Source organism: Cylindrospermopsis raciborskii Cr2010 (assembly GCF_003367075.2).
In the GTDB taxonomy this organism is placed as follows: Bacteria; Cyanobacteriota; Cyanobacteriia; order Cyanobacteriales; family Nostocaceae; genus Raphidiopsis; species Raphidiopsis raciborskii.
On sequence record NZ_CP065936.1, the window covers coordinates 1052847 to 1069005 of the forward strand.

Here is a 16159-nt window from a genome sequence, read left to right on the forward strand (position 1 = left end):
CAATATGACCGAATTTATCAAAACACTTTGTCCCTATTGTGGTGTGGGTTGTGGACTAGAAGTCTCTTCCCCTACCCAACATCCAAGTTTCACTACGGATAATACGGGTGATCAAGAAACTGTTAATTGGCGTGTTCGTGGAGATAAATCTCATCCCTCTAGTCAAGGAATGGTATGTGTTAAAGGTGCAACTGTTGCAGAAGCAATATATAAAAATAGATTGCAATATCCCATGTTTCGAGAATCTTTAACACAAGATTTTCGCTTGATTTCCTGGGAGGAGTCCTTCACTATCATTACAAATCATATTCAACAAACTTTAGTTACTCACGGTCCAGAATCTATCTGTATGTATGGTTCTGGACAGTTTCAAACTGAAGATTATTACATTGCCCAAAAATTACTTAAAGGTTGTTTAGGAACTAATAACTTCGATGCTAATTCCCGTCTTTGTATGTCTAGTGCGGTATCTGGATATCTCCAAAGTTTTGGTGCTGATGGACCTCCTTGCTGTTATGACGATTTGGAATTAACTGACTGCGTTTTTTTAATAGGTACTAATACTGCAGAATGCCACCCCATTATTTTTAACCGGTTATCTAAATATCATAAGAAAAATCCTCACGTGAAAATGGTGGTGGTTGACCCCCGTTCCACCTCCACTGCTAAAACAGCTGATTTACATTTAGCCATTGTTCCAGGTACTGATATTGATTTGTTGAATGGTATTGCCCATCTATTGGTGAAATGGAATTCTTGGGATGTAAATTTTGTGGATAATTATACTAGCAATTTTGCAGATTATATCCAAGTCATTAATTATTATTCTCCGGATCTTGTTACCAGTCGATGTGGTATTTCTTTGGCAGATTTAGAAACCGCTGCTAAATATTGGGGTCAAGCCCAATCTGTGCTTTCTTTATGGTCAATGGGGGTGAACCAATCTTCTGAAGGGACTGCTAAGGTAAGGAGTATTATTGATTTACATCTCCTCACAGGACAGGTGGGAAAACCAGGTGCAGGTCCTTTTTCTTTAACGGGTCAACCTAATGCTATGGGTGGTAGGGAAGCGGGTGGTTTAGCACATTTATTACCCGGATACAGATTAATTAAAAATCCACAACATCGGTTAGAAGTGGAGGAATTTTGGGGTTTAAAACCAGGTACAATTTCACCTATTCCTGGGTTAAATGTGTGGGAAATGATTATGGCTTTAGAGTCTGGTAATGTGCAGCTATTATGGATAGCAGCAACTAATCCAGCTGTAAGTATGCCAGATTTAGAAAGAACTAAAAAAGCATTGTTACAATCCCCTTTTACTATTTATCAGGATGCCTATTATCCCACGGAAACTGCTAACTATGCTCATCTTTTATTACCCGCTGCTCAATGGGGTGAAAAAACTGGGGTGATGACTAATTCGGAACGTCGAATTACCCTATCTTCTGCTTTTAAAAATCCTCCACAATTGGCTAAGTCTGATTGGGAAATCTTCGCTGAAGTTGGTAGGAGGTTGGGTTTTTCACATCAGTTTAATTTTCAGGATTCTAGTGAGGTTTATCGGGAATTTGTCCAATTAACTCGTCATCGTCCCTGTGATATGTCGGGTTTAAGTTATGAGTTTCTAACTGCTAATGGTCCAACTCATTGGCCTTTTTCTCAAGATAATTATCAGGAAGTTAAACGATTATATACAGATTTACGTTTTTATACTCATGATGGCAAGGCTCAGTTTGCAGCATGTTTTTCTCGGGGTTTAGCTGAACCTCCAGACCCTGAATATCCCTTTATTCTCACTTCAGGAAGATTATATGGCCATTGGCATACCCAAACACGCACAGGTAGAATTGATAAGATTTGTCAAATGCACCCTGAGCCTTTTTTGGAAATTCATCCCCGTGATGCGCTCAAGCTACAGCTTGCTGATCATCAGTTGGTGATGGTTCGTTCCCGTCGTGGTGCAGCGGAATTTCCTGCTAAAATCACTTTGACTATCTCCCCTGGTACTGTTTTTGTCCCTATGCATTGGGGTAAACTATGGTCAGAAAATTCTGAAGCTAATGCCCTTACTCATTCTTCGTCTTGTCCAGATTCTTTTCAGCCAGAATTGAAAGCCTGTGCTGTACAGTTAATTCCCATAATTCCCATTCAATCTTAGAGAAAGTGCTATCCAGTGGTAAAATACTGGGTGATTTGTTGACTTGATGGGGTATCGTAAATCCAATGAAAAGGTTTTTTAGGCAACTTAAAACTTTCACCAGTGATGATAATTTCATGCACTTGATTGAAAATATTGTGGTGATAGTTTCTAAGGTTCTTTCTATTTTAATGGTGGTGGTAATCCTTGTGGCCATTGCGGACTTAACAGTTTTTCTGCTTAAAGAGTTATTTGATGCTCCCTATGGCAAGTTTAATACTATTTTGTTTAAGATATTTGGTTTGTTTTTAAATATTCTCATTGCTTTAGAAATTTTAGAAAATATTACGGCCTACCTACAAAAGCATGTTTTTCAAGTAGAATTAGTGATTATTACTTCTTTAATTGCTGTTGCTAGAAAAATCATTATCTTAGACTTGGAAAAAGTGACAGGAATTGATATCATTGGGTTGGGGATTGCTATACTAGCTCTATCTATTAGCTATCTAATTATCCAAAGTCGTCGTAAAAGTTAGTTGAATAACAAGACCTTACCAACTTTTTCGCTCCCTTTACCCCAGAATCTAGTAGGACCCTAATTTGCTGTTATGTCTACCGAGTTTTTTCACTTTGAAGCTGATTTTCTAGCCACCCTTCGTTGTATACCCATGGTAGTCCGTTATAAGCTGGATACATGTGGAATTAAACTAAAATTGGCTCATTGGCATCAGATTAGTCTCTCAGAACGTGATAATCTAGTTACATTACCCTGCTTCACACCAGGGGAAATAGAAAACTACCAAAACTATTTAAGGGAATTAGTTTTTAAATACACAGGAACCTATCCCTCTTTGCTTCCCACAGATCCCCATCCCCCATGGCTAGATTCTACCACTCTACCTAAACAACTTATTGAAAAATTAGAGACCATAGGTGCTACGATCACCCTGGAGCAGTGGCAAGATTTAACTCCGTTACAAAGGTTTGTACTGGTCAAGTTAAGTCTACCCAGTCATGAAAATAAAAATTTTCCTAGAGCAATGGCGGAATTTCATTTGGATCCGCCCACAGGTTCGCTGATAACTAAATGAATAAGCCAACAACCTTCTCATCAACCGCTAAGTAAATGATAGGCAAAAACCCAAGACAGAATGCATTTTTGAGACTGGTGTCTAGTGAGGCGGTTTCTAGTCCAGAATCCCGCTACCCACTGCTTTCCCATCAGGAAATGGTCATGGGACGTGACCCCGGTTGTCAGGTTGTCTTGGACGCTATAACCTATAGAATGGTCTCCCGTCGTCATGCGGTTGTTCGTCCCCTCTCTCCAGAAAGTAAGTTCACCTGGACTCTTTGTGATTTAAACAGCGCTAATGGCACTTTTCTCAATGGACAACTACTGCGGGGACCTCAAGAGCTACAACATGGCGATCGCATTTCTTTGGGTTATGATGGTCCTCAATTTGTCTTTGAATGTGAAACCATACCTGTTTCTAGAAATGTGCCAGTTAACCCAGCTACAGTTATAGTACCAGGAAAGACAACTCAACAACAATCAAAGCATGATGGAGTTAGTTTCACCCAGTTATTTCCTATAATTTCCACAGGTAAGGACTTAACCCGCAAAGCATATCTTATACCAGGAATACTAACAGTTATTTTTGTCGTGTTAATGTTTGCTACTGTAGGTTATCCCCAAGCTAATCAAGTAATTGTCGGTTCTTATATTGGATCAGCCGCTTATTATTTCGTTTATCAACTTTGTGGCAAACAAAAACCATGGTGGATACTTATGGCCATGGCGCTCAGTACCATGTTGATTTTAGTCAGTCCACTATTAGATTTATTTATATTTGTTTTTCGAGAAATTCTCCCTGGTAGTATATCACCCTCCGGTAGTGACACATTCACAGAATTATTGATCAGAATGTTTTTCGGAGCTGGGTTAATGGAGGAACTACTCAAGGCCCTACCGGTAATAGGCGCCTATTTTTTAGGCAAATCCCTACCATCCCCCTGGAGGGAAAGGATTGGGGTTGGGGAACCACTAGATGGCATTCTCCTGGGGACTGCATCAGCAGTAGGGTTTACTTTATTAGAAACCCTTGGCCAATATGTTCCAGTAATCACCCAAAACATTAGCCAGCAGTCGGGAGTAGGTACTGGTCAACTGATCGGTTTACAGTTACTTATCCCCCGGATTTTGGGTTCCGTAGCTGGACACATGGCCTATAGTGGATATTTGGGCTATTTCATCGGTTTGGCCACCCTCAAACCCCGCATGAGTTGGCAAATCCTGGGTGTTGGTTATTTCACCGCCTCCGCTCTCCACGCTCTCTGGAATGCTACCGGTTCCATTAATGCCCTACTATTAGTAATTGTAGGTGTTTTGTCCTATGCTTTTTTGATGGCTGCTATCCTCAAAGCTCGAGCATTATCACCTACGCGATCGCATAATTTTGCCACCCGGTTTCTGGATCCCAAATAAATACTACTCCCCATTTTCTGCTGCTTGGGTAGAAACTGCTTTTAAGGCATAGTCAGCCACTACTAAACAAATCTTTGCCCGTTCTATCTCTGATAATTCAGTCCAATTGCGATTTGATAAGTTGTGGTCTGATTTCTCCTGTGAATCACTTCTCATGGAGTAAGCAATAGGACGTGCCAAAACTAATAGGTCTTCCATATCCCAATTAGGTAACAAAGATTGAACACAACCCACAATCTTCTCACTGGTAGAATGTTCCATATCATAGAAAGTTTTCTTTGCTGCTTCCATAATCTGATCAAGCCAGTGGGAGGGAACAAACGTACCAAAAATATCATTTAGGGTAGTGCGTGGTCTTTCATCACGGTCAGCTTTAGAGTTATAAACCTGAGTCCAGATCTGGTCAAGAGAATTATAGAAATTTTCCCCTTGCTGGTCGAGACTTTCCATCAACAGTGGGTCACAGTGGAGTGGTGCTGCTAGTTTTTGAAAATAATCATCTGCTTGATCAGTTGCGAGATTCCAAGGATAAGTTTCATCTTCCGGTTCTAATATTGCTGTCAACAATTCCCAATCCACGGAGGGAAGGAAAGGTTTCCGATTATCTAAATCACCTGTATTATCAGTCATATTGGGCCTCAAACTTCATCCGCATAATTGGTATTACAGGGAGCTACAGTTAGCAGCTAGGAATTTCCGTAAAAACAACAAAAACAATCTCCCCTAATCATCAAAAATCAGAAACTCCCATGTTTCCCCCTTCGCACTGCCAAACTTTAACTTCATTCCCGATGTTAACACCACCTCCTCCCGTAAAACCCGTTGCCAACCATAATCATTTAAATACCAAGTTGTTCCGTAGGTAGAGCAATCTTGTAAATAGTAAGTAACAACTGGTTGAGAACCATCCAGTACGGTTCTACAAAGTATTTCTGCATGGTGCTTAGAAACATAACCTTGAGGAATCACAAGATCATTATCCTTAGTGCGACCAATGCGAGTCACATCAGAACGCATAGAGCAACTTTGACCCTGGGGGGAAAGTGAGCGCAAAACAGCACTAGACTGGGGAACATTTATTCCAGTACTTAGATCTGGCAATTCTGTAATTCCCTCATCAACACTTTTAATCAACTGACCTGAAAAATCTGGGTGTAGATAGAGAACCGGTAAAGTCCATGCTGGCTGATTAAACTTGTAAATAGCTAATAACTTTTGTCTAGCCACTGCTACAGCTGCATCAATCGCTTCACCCATGCGCAATGCCTGAGTAAAACCCTGAATAAAACTACGACTTTCCTCATCAGCAATTTGGTCACGCATGGCTAAAACTGCGGGCACACCATGACAAATTAAAACTTCTGCCAAACTACTAGTAGGTATTGCTTTATCACGAACTGCCGGTTGGGCACCCCAACAGGCATTGAATACTGCTAGTTTAACTTTACTACGAGCTAACACTTGACCCAGTTCTATGCCATTAAGGGACTGTTCCTCTGTCAAATACAACAACCCGCCATCAGGATTGGGCAAACCATGTCCTGCATAAAAAATCACATTATATGCCTTAGTTTCCAGTTCTTGTATCAACTGCTTTGGTGTGGGTTGTAATAGCTTTTTGACCAAACAGTTTGATATGTAATACCCACCAAGAGAACTGGATTCTAGGAGGATTTTCTCCAGAATGGTAGCCTCTTTTTCCAATTCCAAATTGCCATTGTACCCCAAAACCAACAACACGTTTAAAGAGGAATCTGCTGATAAATTTGCTATTGGTTCAACCTGATTGATAGTCCGACTAAACAAAACCTCTTGGTTGAGGGAAACTGCTGAATGACCCGCTTCCGGTTGCATAATTTCCCATGGTAAACCAATCAAATCAGGTTCACGAACTTCCAATTGCAACCGCAATCTCTTATTGCTCCCCATAGCTAGACCACGACTGCGCTCTAGACTGCTCAGAATTTCTCCATCAAATAGCCAACGCCATAAACTGATCCCTAAAGATTGCATTAACCGATTACTATAGGAACCAGTGGTTTGTCCCATCCCAGACCCAACCAATCCCTTCCCCAGGTGATGGGTGTCTACAAAACCACCAAACATTTGCTGCCATTCTATCCAAATTTCAGCAAGTTGAGGTGGAAAAACACAGTCACGCAAAACGTAACCGCTGGGATAGGGAGCTTTCACTACCCAAACGGCAAAGTTATTCGGTCCACTATTAACTAAACGGGCGATAGATACACTCAGGCAAGACATCGATTTGTTTAATCTCAACGCAACTAGTTATAGATTTCTGCCATTAGAACCTTTCCCCTATACCAAAGTTGATGCGGCTATCACCTCCATCACTTATACCATAGTCAATGCGAATAGGACCCAGTGGTGACTGAATACGCAATCCCAAGCCATAACCATAACCGCTCCCATTCTTATTGAGGATTTCAGCTGCTCTGGTAGCACTGCCCAGATCAGTACCACAATCAAAAAATAGAGACCCACCAACCACCGAGAATATGGGGAAACGATATTCTGCTGACGCTTGGACATAAGTACGTCCCGCTGCTAACTTACCCTCATCGTAACCCCTCACGGAATTACTTCCCCCCAGGCTAAAGGCTTCATAAGGTGGTAAATCACCTAATATTGTACCCCCTTGCAGGTTAAAAGCAAGGGTTTCTGGATTTTTAGATCCCAGAAGTTTTATGGGTACGTATTGACTGTAGTTGGCCTTTACCCTAGACATTAGTATACTACCTTGCCCTATAGGTACAGATTGATCCAGTCCTACACGCAGGTAAGAACCCTTGGTTGGTTGCACTGCATTGTTCCGGCGATCGCTTTGGGCGCTGAGTTGTAATAAGAACAAATCATCTTCACCGGTGGGGGACTGGGTGAGAGGAATGGTTGGGCTGAGTCGATTGCCACTGTCATCAAAAATTGCCCCTTGGGGTCTAATATTACCATTGCCATCGCGACTAGAAATCCTTTGATATTGCAACCCTAGGGAGGCAAACCATTCTGGATTCTCGTATAAATTGGTAGAAAGGGGACGACCAAAAGAAACTCCGCCGCCCAAGCGGGCAATGCGGGGGGTTGCCTGACTATTTACATCAGTAGTATTATCAAGGTTAAAGGTTTTTATGTTGCTGTCTTTACCTTCAAACACCAAAGAAATGGAACGACGGCGGAAAACATTGGTTGTGTAGGAAGTACGATAGGGATCGCCGTCAATCCAAGGATCGCTAAATCGCAAGTCAAATAAGAGTTCTCGTTGTCCAATTTGCAGTTCCGATCCCAGCTTTTGGTTTCTACCTGATAGATTTTGTTCTTGGTAGCTAATGGTACCAAATAATCCACTGGCAGAACTAATACCTCCGCCTACGGCAATGGAACCACTATTGCGCTCAGTCACATTTACTACAACAACAACTTTACTAGGGTCTGTTCCCGGGTTAAGGGAGACATTAATATCATCAAATAAACCGAGTCCAAAAACCCTTTGTAGGTCTTTTTGGACGATATTGCGGTTGAACACTTGACCGGGTTTTAATTGCATTTCCCGCTTGATAATATAGTCTTTTGTTCTTCCCCGAATGGGTCGACCTTTCTCGTCCACATCTTGGCCTTCCTTATTACGAAAAGCAACCTGGACATTTTCTACTATTCCCTCAGCTACTTGTAAGGTGATCACTCCTGTTTCAGAAACTTTGGGAGCTGCTATTAAGTTGGCCAGTACGTAACCTTTGTCTTGATACTCTTTGGTTAATTGCGCGATCCCAGCTCGCAAATCACGTAGGTTAATTACTTTACCATATTGCTGACTAAAGATTTTATCCACGGTATCAGCAGGTATAACAGAAGCCACTCCAGCGCCGGGATTGGCATCTAATTCTACTTTGCTAAGTACGGGATTAAGACTAACTACAAAAGTTATTCTAACACCTGATGGCGTATCTTCTGGAACTGCTTGTACATTAGTAAAAAACCCAATGGCAAAGATTCCGTTAATATCCTCTTGTAATTGTGACCGGGTTGTAGGTTGTCCAGCTTTAGTACGAATAACCTGATAAACTTGGGTTTCTATTTCCGATGGGAGTTGTCCAACCGCTGACTTGACCACCACTTCTGAAATTAATACTCTAGGTTCTGCTGTTTCTGTTGGTTGTTCTGTATTATTAGGATTAGTTGGTTGACCATCAGGTTGATTATTATCTACTGCATTCCCATTGCTATTAGGATCTACTGGTGCTGTTTGGCCAATGAAAGTCTCACCTTTAACACTATATAGATTGCTAGATAATAACTGGCTTGCTTTAGTATTGACTCCATCTAGTAACTGTTGAGATTGACTAGGCGTTTGTCCACTAGCACTCAAGGAACTTTCCAAGCTGGCAGCTATAGCTACCGTTACCAAAAGCACAGGAGATAAATGTTTTTTACTCATCTTTTAACCACCACACACAATTTAATTTAGTCATTACTAGCTCTTGTTAAGTTCTGGGTTAACCTAAGGTATAACTTTTAGCAGTCTGGTCAAAACTTCTTGGTAGGCATCTTCCACCTTACCCAAGTCTCGACGAAATCTGTCTTTATCTAGGACGCGATGAATAGGATCTACTTCTGACATATCCCATAAACGACAGGTATCAGGACTAATTTCGTCCGCTAACAACAGTTTATGTTGCTGGTCTAAACCAAATTCGAGTTTGAAGTCCACTAAAGTGATACTACACTGTTGCCATAAATCCTGGAGAAAAGTGTTGATTTGTAATGCTAGATGGATAATTTGCCCTACTTGTTCCTCCGTGGCTAATTTCAGCAACGAAAGGCGCTCCCTGGTCAGCATGGGATCCCCTAGTTTGTCGTCCTTATAGTAAAATTCCACTAGAGGTCTTTCCAATACTGTGCCTAACTCTATTCCCGTCTGTTGACAAAGACTCCCAGCTGCAATATTTCTCACTACTACTTCCAAGGGCAAAATTTTCAAGGCTTTTACCCTCATTTTTCCAGCACCTGGACTGTCAATAAAATGGTTTTCTATACCCTCCTGTGCCATGCGGAGAAACAATTTACTGGAAATGGTGCAGTTTATACTGCCTTTCCCCTGGATACTACCTCGTTTTTTCGCATTAAATGCGGTTGCATCGTCTTTAAATTCAGCCAATAAAACCTGTGGGTCTTCTGTGGTGTAGATGATTTTGGCTTTACCTTCGTATAGCTTGTTATTAGTGTTAACAGACATGGTGGTAGATTATTTTCCCAGAGCTATGTTTTTGAGCTTAACTATTTTATGATCTGATTTGGTTATACGCCAAATTAACTAAACTAATTAGCCAATCTAACCAATAACTAAAAAAATTTGTCATAATCCTAGTTTAACGTTTAGCATTTTCTTACCAAAAAAATACGCATAAGAGCCTTTGTCCGTCATTTTGTTTGAGAAAGCATGGGATTAATTAAGTATATGGAGAAAAAAATAGTGGACAAAAAAGATGACTTCCTCTATCCCCGTGGTCGCTACTATGGTCATGTACAACCTGAAAATCTGGTTTTTAATGCCAATCTCCAGGAGTTTGCTCAGAGAGTTAGTTATATTTGTAACTTAGAAACCGGTGGTAAACTTCCCCCTGAGGATGCTTATGAACAAATCAAGTCTCTATGGAAACAATTAAAACGCTCTAAGAAACAACTCAGAATAGGTAAAAGTTTCCCACCGGAAAGTGAATCTGATGCTTAATTTAATGTTCTCTGATAGTACTCTTGTAGTTGTCTTACAGCAGCAGACCAACCCATTTGCTCTGCCTTCTTACGGGCATTACTACGCATAGCGGCAATCTCCTGTTTTTCTCTTAACAACTTAATTGTGAGGTCAATAGCTTGTTGAATAGGGGCATTGGGGTCAAAAAGATAACCATCGACACCGTCAGTGACGATGTCGGGAATCCCCCCAGAACGAGCAGCGATTACTGGACAACCTGCAGCCATGGCTTCTAATAATACTAATCCCAGGGTTTCCGTACGGGAGGGAAAAACAAACACATCGGCACTAGCAAAGGCTGAGGCCAATTGTTGACCTTTGAGGTAACCCACAAAATGGGTATTAGTGTGGGCAAAGTGATTTTGTAAATTTTGTCGATGGGGTCCATCCCCCACCAGGGCTAAACGTCCATGGGGAATGGCTTCTAAAATGGGTTTAATTTGTTCGATCTCTTTCTCTGCTGAAAGGCGACCTACATACAATAGCAGAGTACTGTTTGGATGACCTTGGGATAGGTAGGAGCGCATTTCCTGACTGGCTAAATCAGGATGGAAGAGTTCTGTATCTACCCCCGGTTGCCACAAATCCAGCCTTTCTATTCCATGGGCCGCCAACTCCTCAATCATAGCTGTGGAGGTGCACAGATTTAAAGCTGCTTGATTGTGAGTAATCTTGAGTAACTCCCACAGTAGCCCTTCTAGTACGCTTAGTCCATAATGTTGTAAATACTGAGGCAGATGTGTATGATAGGAGGCTACCAAAGGGATTTTGTGCAATTTACTGTGCAAAATACCTGATAGCCCTAAAACTGCTGGATTTACCACATGAATTAGATCGGGAGCAAACTGTTGTAATACATGACCAATAGCAGGACGAGGCAGTGCTAATTTTAACTCTGGATAAAGGGGTAAGGGAAAACCACTAACTCCATACACTTTTGCTCCTTTATATTCTTTAATACCTCCTTCCGGACAAAACACCATAACCTGATGTCCATCTCGTTGCAGATGGTCAACTGTGTGAGATAGACGGGTGACAATGCCATCAACCTTGGGTAAAAAAGTTTCGGTGAATAGGGCAATTTTCATAAAATAGGTGGGGGATACTGTCAGTATTCTCAACATTTATATCTTAATATCATGTATTATAGAATTTTCGGACTCTACCCCCAACCTTGTCCATCCTAGCTTTGTTTTTTTGTGCCTAGTGGCAAGGTGTCAGTTATTTCCTGTGCCAAGAGACCTTGGGCAAAATTTGTTTGTTATCAACTCGCCCTTTATATTTAACAGCAAAGTTTAACAAAGAATCCAGTAGGGAATCTGATAGATAGTGGGGTTGTAAGCCCAAGTCTAATAATTTGGTGTTTTTGGCATTGAAGTAATGTTCTTCCTTCTCAATTCTGGGATTGTCAATGTGATCAATTTCTACGTTTAGTCCCATGGCATAACTGGCTTTTTTCACCATTAAGGCCAAATCACCAACGCTAAACAATTCTGTGAATTGGTTAAACACACGAAATTCCCCAGGTTGGGCGGGATTGACAATGGCCAATTCAATACATCGCACTGTGTCGCGAATGTCTAAAAAGCCCCGAGTTTGTCCACCTTTACCATAAACCGTCAGGGGATGACCCACAGCAGCTTGAATACAAAAGCGATTCAGTGCTGTGCCAAATACCCCATCATAATCAAGGCGGTTAATTAACAGCTCATCTAATCCGGTTTCCTCGGTAATCACACCGTAGACAATGCCCTGATTTAGGTCCGTTGCACGCAAACCCCAAATTCGGCAAGCAAAGTGAATGTTGTGACTGTCATGAACCTTACTTAAATGATACATGGAACCGGGTTGCTTGGGATAGGGTAAGGTGTCTTTACGCCCATTATGTTCAATGGTAATATAGCCTTCCTCAATATCAATATTGGGTGTTCCATATTCACCCATGGTTCCTAATTTCACTAGATGGCAATCGGGAAAGTCTTCTCTCATGATATAGAGCAGATTCAATGTGCCAACTACGTTGTTGACCTGGGTGAGCACAGCATGTTCACGGTCAATCATGGAAAATGGTGCTGAACGCTGTTCACCAAAATGTACTATTGCTTCTGGCTCAAATTCATGCAACGCCTTGTGCAAAAAACCATAGTCGGTAATATCGCCAATAAACAAGTCGATGGATTTACCCGTCAAATCTTGCCACCGCTGGAGACGCTGTTGAATTGGTGCAATTGGGGTTAGAGTCTCAACACCAAGCGTATTATCCCAGTGCCGACGCACCAAACTGTCTAAAATTCCAACTTCATGACCTCTATTAGAAAGGTACAGAGCTGTTGCCCAACCGCAATATCCATCGCCACCAATAACCAGGACTTTCATCTTTACCAGTTTTTACTCGCTGATAGCTAAATCTATCAGATTTTTGTATCCTGCGCTATGAATTCCCCACCCCATTAATTTCCCCAAAATGAACATTGTTAAGAAATGTAACAAAATAGGCGTTAAACTGGTTTGATGGCTTGACAAGAAAAAAAATAAGAGATAAGGTAGTTTACATACCCGGGTAGGACAGTTGAATAGTAATATGCACACAAAGCAGGAAACAAAACAAAAAGTAACGTTGCACTTATCGCCCGAATTACACAGAAAGCTCAAGATTCGCTCAGTTATGGACTCAGAAACGATGTCAGGGTTAGCAGAGCGAGCAATCAGTTTCTATCTAGCTCATTCAGAGGTGATAGCTGAACTGGAAGAGTCAATTTACGGAGGAACCCACAGAGTTTATCCCTGTCCCAGTTGTCTAAGTTCACTAGTTTTAAAGGATGGGGAATTAATAGCCTTGGGTCGCCAACCGGGAATTATTGGACAAGATGACCTGTGTATTGAAAGTCAAACCCATCCCAGGACTGAGGAAGAATTAGTACCTTGCTAGTTAAAAATTATGAATGGATGAGTGGAAACTTTTAACCCTTTCCGTTGTTGTTCTGATAACTATAACTGTAGTGTTTCTATAAGGTCTCAAGTAGGTCGATAGATATGAAAGAAGAGCTAAACATACTTATTCAAGCTCAATACCCTTTAATCTACCTTGTGACCTCCGAGGAAGAACGGGCAGAGCAGGCAATTTATACGATGGCCCAGTCGTTAAAATCCCAACGTCGGGTTTACGTATGGACTGTAACCCATGGTATTGTGGAATACGGACAGGCTAGGAGTACAAACCAGCACAACACCGTGTCACCAGAGGCGGCTATTGAGTGGGCAATTAGACAGAAAGAACCTGGTATATTTATTTTTAAAGATTTACATCCTTTTATTGATGCTCCGGCAACAACTAGATCCCTGCGGGATGCGATCGCCAGTTTTAAAGGTATGCAAAAGAACATTATTTTAATGTCTCCGATGCAACAAGTACCGATAGAGTTGGAGAAAGAGGTTGTTGTTATTGACTTCCAACTGCCAGACATGACCGAGTTAAGTAAAGTTCTCACTGCCCACCAGGAGCAGAATAGGGGGCGGCGTTTAACAACCGAAGCTAGGGAGAAACTACTGAGAGCGGCCTTAGGACTGACCAAGGACGAAGCCGAGAAAGTATATCGAAAGGCCCAGGTAACGAGTGGGAGGCTGACGGAAGATGAAGTTGATATAGTTTTATCAGAAAAGAAACAGCTAATTCGCCGTAATGGCATTTTAGAATACATTGAAGAAGATGAAACTATCGAAGCGGTAGGTGGGTTAGAGGAATTAAAGAAGTGGCTAAAACAGAGGTCCAACGCCTTTACAGAGAGGGCGAGGGAGTATGGATTACCACAACCGAAAGGGATGTTAATTTTAGGAGTTCCTGGCTGCGGGAAGTCACTGATAGCCAAAACCACCTCCAGGTTATGGGGATTGCCAATTTTAAGATTGGACATGGGGAGGGTTTATGATGGCTCCATGGTGGGTCGAAGCGAGGCGAACTTGCGTAATGCTTTAAAAACAGCAGAATCTATTTCCCCAACTATTTTATTCATAGACGAACTGGATAAATCCTTTGCAGGTAGTACGGGGTCTAGCGATTCTGATGGAGGGACATCAAGTAGAATTTTTGGTTCCTTCTTGACCTGGATGCAGGAGAAAAAATCTCCAGTATTTGTTATGGCAACAGCTAACCGAGTAGAAAGGTTGCCAGGAGAGTTTTTAAGAAAAGGTCGCTTTGATGAAATTTTCTTTGTGGACTTACCCACACCGGAAGAACGTCAGGATATCTTTAGGATTCACCTAACCAAAAGAAGAGAGGAAATTGCTAGATTTGACCTAGAGCAACTAGCCAAGATGTCCGATGGTTTTTCCGGTGCTGAAATAGAGCAGGCAATAATTGCAGCCATGTATGAGGCCTTTGCTCAGGATCGGGAGTTCACCCAATTAGATATTATTGCTGCATTGAAGTCTACATTGCCGTTGTCAAGAACGATGCAAGAACAGGTCACAGCCTTAAGGGACTGGGCCAGACAGCGTGCTAGACCAGCAGCATCCTCCGTAGCTGAGTATCAGCGATTGGAGTTTTAAAAGCTTTCCTCTGTAAACCAGAGGGGAAAGGTTAGTCCACGGGCTAACGGGTTACGAGTTAAGCCGCTTCCCAATTAATCCCAGATTAATGCGGCTTTGGTGAAAAAGAAACCGTTGTCGTTTTTCTCATCAATCTTCTTATTGGAGGAAACCCAAATGTCTCATTTTAGCACTCTGCGTACTAAGATTACTGATGCCGAAATTCTCAAAGCTTCCCTAAGCGACCTAGGTATTACTGTAAAAACTGAGGCTGATGTACGTGGTTATAATGGTCAGCGTGTACGTTCGGACATTGTTGCGGTATTAGAAGGCGAGTACGATTTAGGTTGGTCTCGTAATAGCGATGGTTCTTTCGACCTCATTGCTGATTTATGGGGCGTTGCTAAGAAGCACAACCAGACTGAGCTGATTAACTCTATTAACCAAAAATACGCGGTTAACAAAACCCTAGCCGAAGTAAAACAGCGTGGTTTGCAGAATGCTAATGTTAAGTTAGTGTTGCAATAATTAATTATCTGCGCGTTCCCAAAGCATAAACGGGTTAACCACAAACTGGTTAGCCCGCTTTCTTACCACTTTTGTGAGTTAATTGAGTTAAATATGGCTGGTAGAAAAATTCTGCAAGAGAATCAATCCTACACCTTTAGGTCTTATTTTGAAATGTGCTATGAAGCTGATGAGATTCTAGCCGAATTAGGATATAACCTGTTAAGGAGACATATTAACTTACCTAAAAGTAATCGTTGTTTAGAAAGACTACAAGAGTTAAAACAAAGGATTGAGGAATATTTAACCTTAGCAAGTTTAAGTAGTGAAACAGCACGGCGAGAAGTTTTAGTAGCTCCTACATTGTTAGAAGTGGCCCGTTATTGTCAGTGTCAGGTCAGAATTGAATACCCACTATTCGTGAATAACTGGTTAAAAGGCAATTTAGATTATTTTCTCAAGGGAAATCTTGGTTTACTCGTGGTTGAGGCTAAAAATGACGATTTGACCAGAGGTTTTACCCAGTTGGCGGTGGAATTAATTGCCATTTCTCAGGTGGAACCAGGCGATGTTTTTTATGGTTGTGTAACCATTGGTGATGCTTGGCGTTTTGGTCGGTTAGAGAAAATGCAGCAACAAATTTTCCAGGATATCTCGTTGTATCGTATTCCAGATGATTTAGAGAGTTTAATGGGGGTCTTGCTGGGAATTGTAGAGTCAAGACCCGTGCTGAACTAGGTAA

Annotated in this window: 15 protein-coding genes; 9 read left to right on the forward strand and 6 right to left on the reverse strand. The window is 41.6% G+C overall.

Annotated elements, in window-relative coordinates:
- Positions 1-4 precede the first annotated feature (4 nt).
- The 4 genes from C6N34_RS04815 (at position 5) to C6N34_RS04830 (ending at position 4622) form a co-directional block, all read left to right on the forward strand.
- A complete protein-coding gene (locus C6N34_RS04815; RefSeq protein ID WP_115538325.1) occupies positions 5-2158 on the forward strand; it encodes a molybdopterin oxidoreductase family protein in 2154 nt (717 codons plus the stop codon).
- Positions 2159-2223: 65 nt separating this feature from the next.
- A complete protein-coding gene (locus C6N34_RS04820) occupies positions 2224-2673 on the forward strand; it encodes a phosphate-starvation-inducible PsiE family protein (protein ID WP_006275766.1) in 450 nt (149 codons plus the stop codon).
- A 72-nt stretch (positions 2674-2745) separates the two neighbouring features.
- Entirely contained in the window at positions 2746-3228 is a 483-nt protein-coding gene (locus C6N34_RS04825) for a nitrate reductase associated protein (protein WP_057177294.1), read from the forward strand.
- Positions 3229-3263: 35 nt separating this feature from the next.
- On the forward strand, positions 3264-4622 hold the full coding sequence (locus tag C6N34_RS04830) for a PrsW family glutamic-type intramembrane protease (protein ID WP_115538326.1): 1359 nt from the start codon (positions 3264-3266) through the stop codon (positions 4620-4622).
- A 3-nt stretch (positions 4623-4625) separates the two neighbouring features.
- On the opposite strand, the gene C6N34_RS04835 is transcribed toward C6N34_RS04830, so the two are convergent.
- The 4 genes from C6N34_RS04835 to purC all read right to left on the reverse strand — a co-directional run bounded on the left by C6N34_RS04835 (position 4626) and on the right by purC (position 9870).
- The gene (locus tag C6N34_RS04835; RefSeq protein ID WP_057177296.1) at positions 4626-5252 is read right to left on the reverse strand and encodes a hypothetical protein; all 627 of its coding nucleotides are present in this window, start codon (positions 5250-5252) and stop codon (positions 4626-4628) included.
- Between the two features lie 93 nt (positions 5253-5345).
- On the reverse strand, positions 5346-6884 hold the full coding sequence (locus C6N34_RS04840) for a CHAT domain-containing protein (RefSeq protein ID WP_057177297.1): 1539 nt from the start codon (positions 6882-6884) through the stop codon (positions 5346-5348).
- Between the two features lie 43 nt (positions 6885-6927).
- Complete coding sequence (locus C6N34_RS04845; protein WP_236107415.1) at positions 6928-9072, reverse strand: BamA/TamA family outer membrane protein; 2145 nt, start codon at positions 9070-9072, stop codon at positions 6928-6930.
- Between the two features lie 63 nt (positions 9073-9135).
- Positions 9136-9870, reverse strand: coding sequence for a phosphoribosylaminoimidazolesuccinocarboxamide synthase (purC, locus tag C6N34_RS04850; protein WP_115538328.1), 735 nt, complete (start codon positions 9868-9870; stop codon positions 9136-9138).
- A 204-nt stretch (positions 9871-10074) separates the two neighbouring features.
- On the opposite strand from purC, the gene C6N34_RS04855 reads away from it, so the two are divergent.
- The gene (locus C6N34_RS04855; RefSeq protein ID WP_006275758.1) at positions 10075-10365 is read left to right on the forward strand and encodes a DUF7219 family protein; all 291 of its coding nucleotides are present in this window, start codon (positions 10075-10077) and stop codon (positions 10363-10365) included.
- Here the strand turns inward: C6N34_RS04855 and C6N34_RS04860 are convergent.
- Positions 10362-11474, reverse strand: coding sequence for a glycosyltransferase family 4 protein (locus C6N34_RS04860; protein ID WP_072149077.1), 1113 nt, complete (start codon positions 11472-11474; stop codon positions 10362-10364). The two genes, C6N34_RS04855 and C6N34_RS04860, sit on opposite strands and share 4 nt — an antisense overlap.
- A gap of 133 nt (positions 11475-11607) precedes the next feature.
- Positions 11608-12762, reverse strand: a complete 1155-nt coding sequence (locus C6N34_RS04865; protein ID WP_006275756.1) for an NAD-dependent epimerase/dehydratase family protein — start codon at positions 12760-12762, stop codon at positions 11608-11610.
- 205 nt (positions 12763-12967) lie between these two features.
- Here C6N34_RS04865 and C6N34_RS04870 point away from each other — a divergent pair, with 205 nt between their 5' ends.
- From C6N34_RS04870 to C6N34_RS04885, 4 genes are all read left to right on the forward strand, one after another.
- Positions 12968-13315, forward strand: a complete 348-nt coding sequence (locus tag C6N34_RS04870) for a hypothetical protein (RefSeq protein ID WP_040007933.1) — start codon at positions 12968-12970, stop codon at positions 13313-13315.
- A 104-nt stretch (positions 13316-13419) separates the two neighbouring features.
- Positions 13420-14931: a stress-responsive protein Ycf46 gene (gene ycf46, locus C6N34_RS04875; RefSeq protein ID WP_057177301.1), complete on the forward strand. Its 1512-nt coding sequence runs from the start codon at positions 13420-13422 to the stop codon at positions 14929-14931.
- A gap of 156 nt (positions 14932-15087) precedes the next feature.
- Positions 15088-15438, forward strand: a complete 351-nt coding sequence (locus C6N34_RS04880; RefSeq protein WP_006275753.1) for a DUF1257 domain-containing protein — start codon at positions 15088-15090, stop codon at positions 15436-15438.
- A gap of 93 nt (positions 15439-15531) precedes the next feature.
- Positions 15532-16155 (forward strand): hypothetical protein, encoded by a 624-nt coding sequence (locus C6N34_RS04885; RefSeq protein WP_006275752.1) that lies wholly within the window; start codon positions 15532-15534, stop codon positions 16153-16155.
- Positions 16156-16159 lie beyond the last annotated feature (4 nt).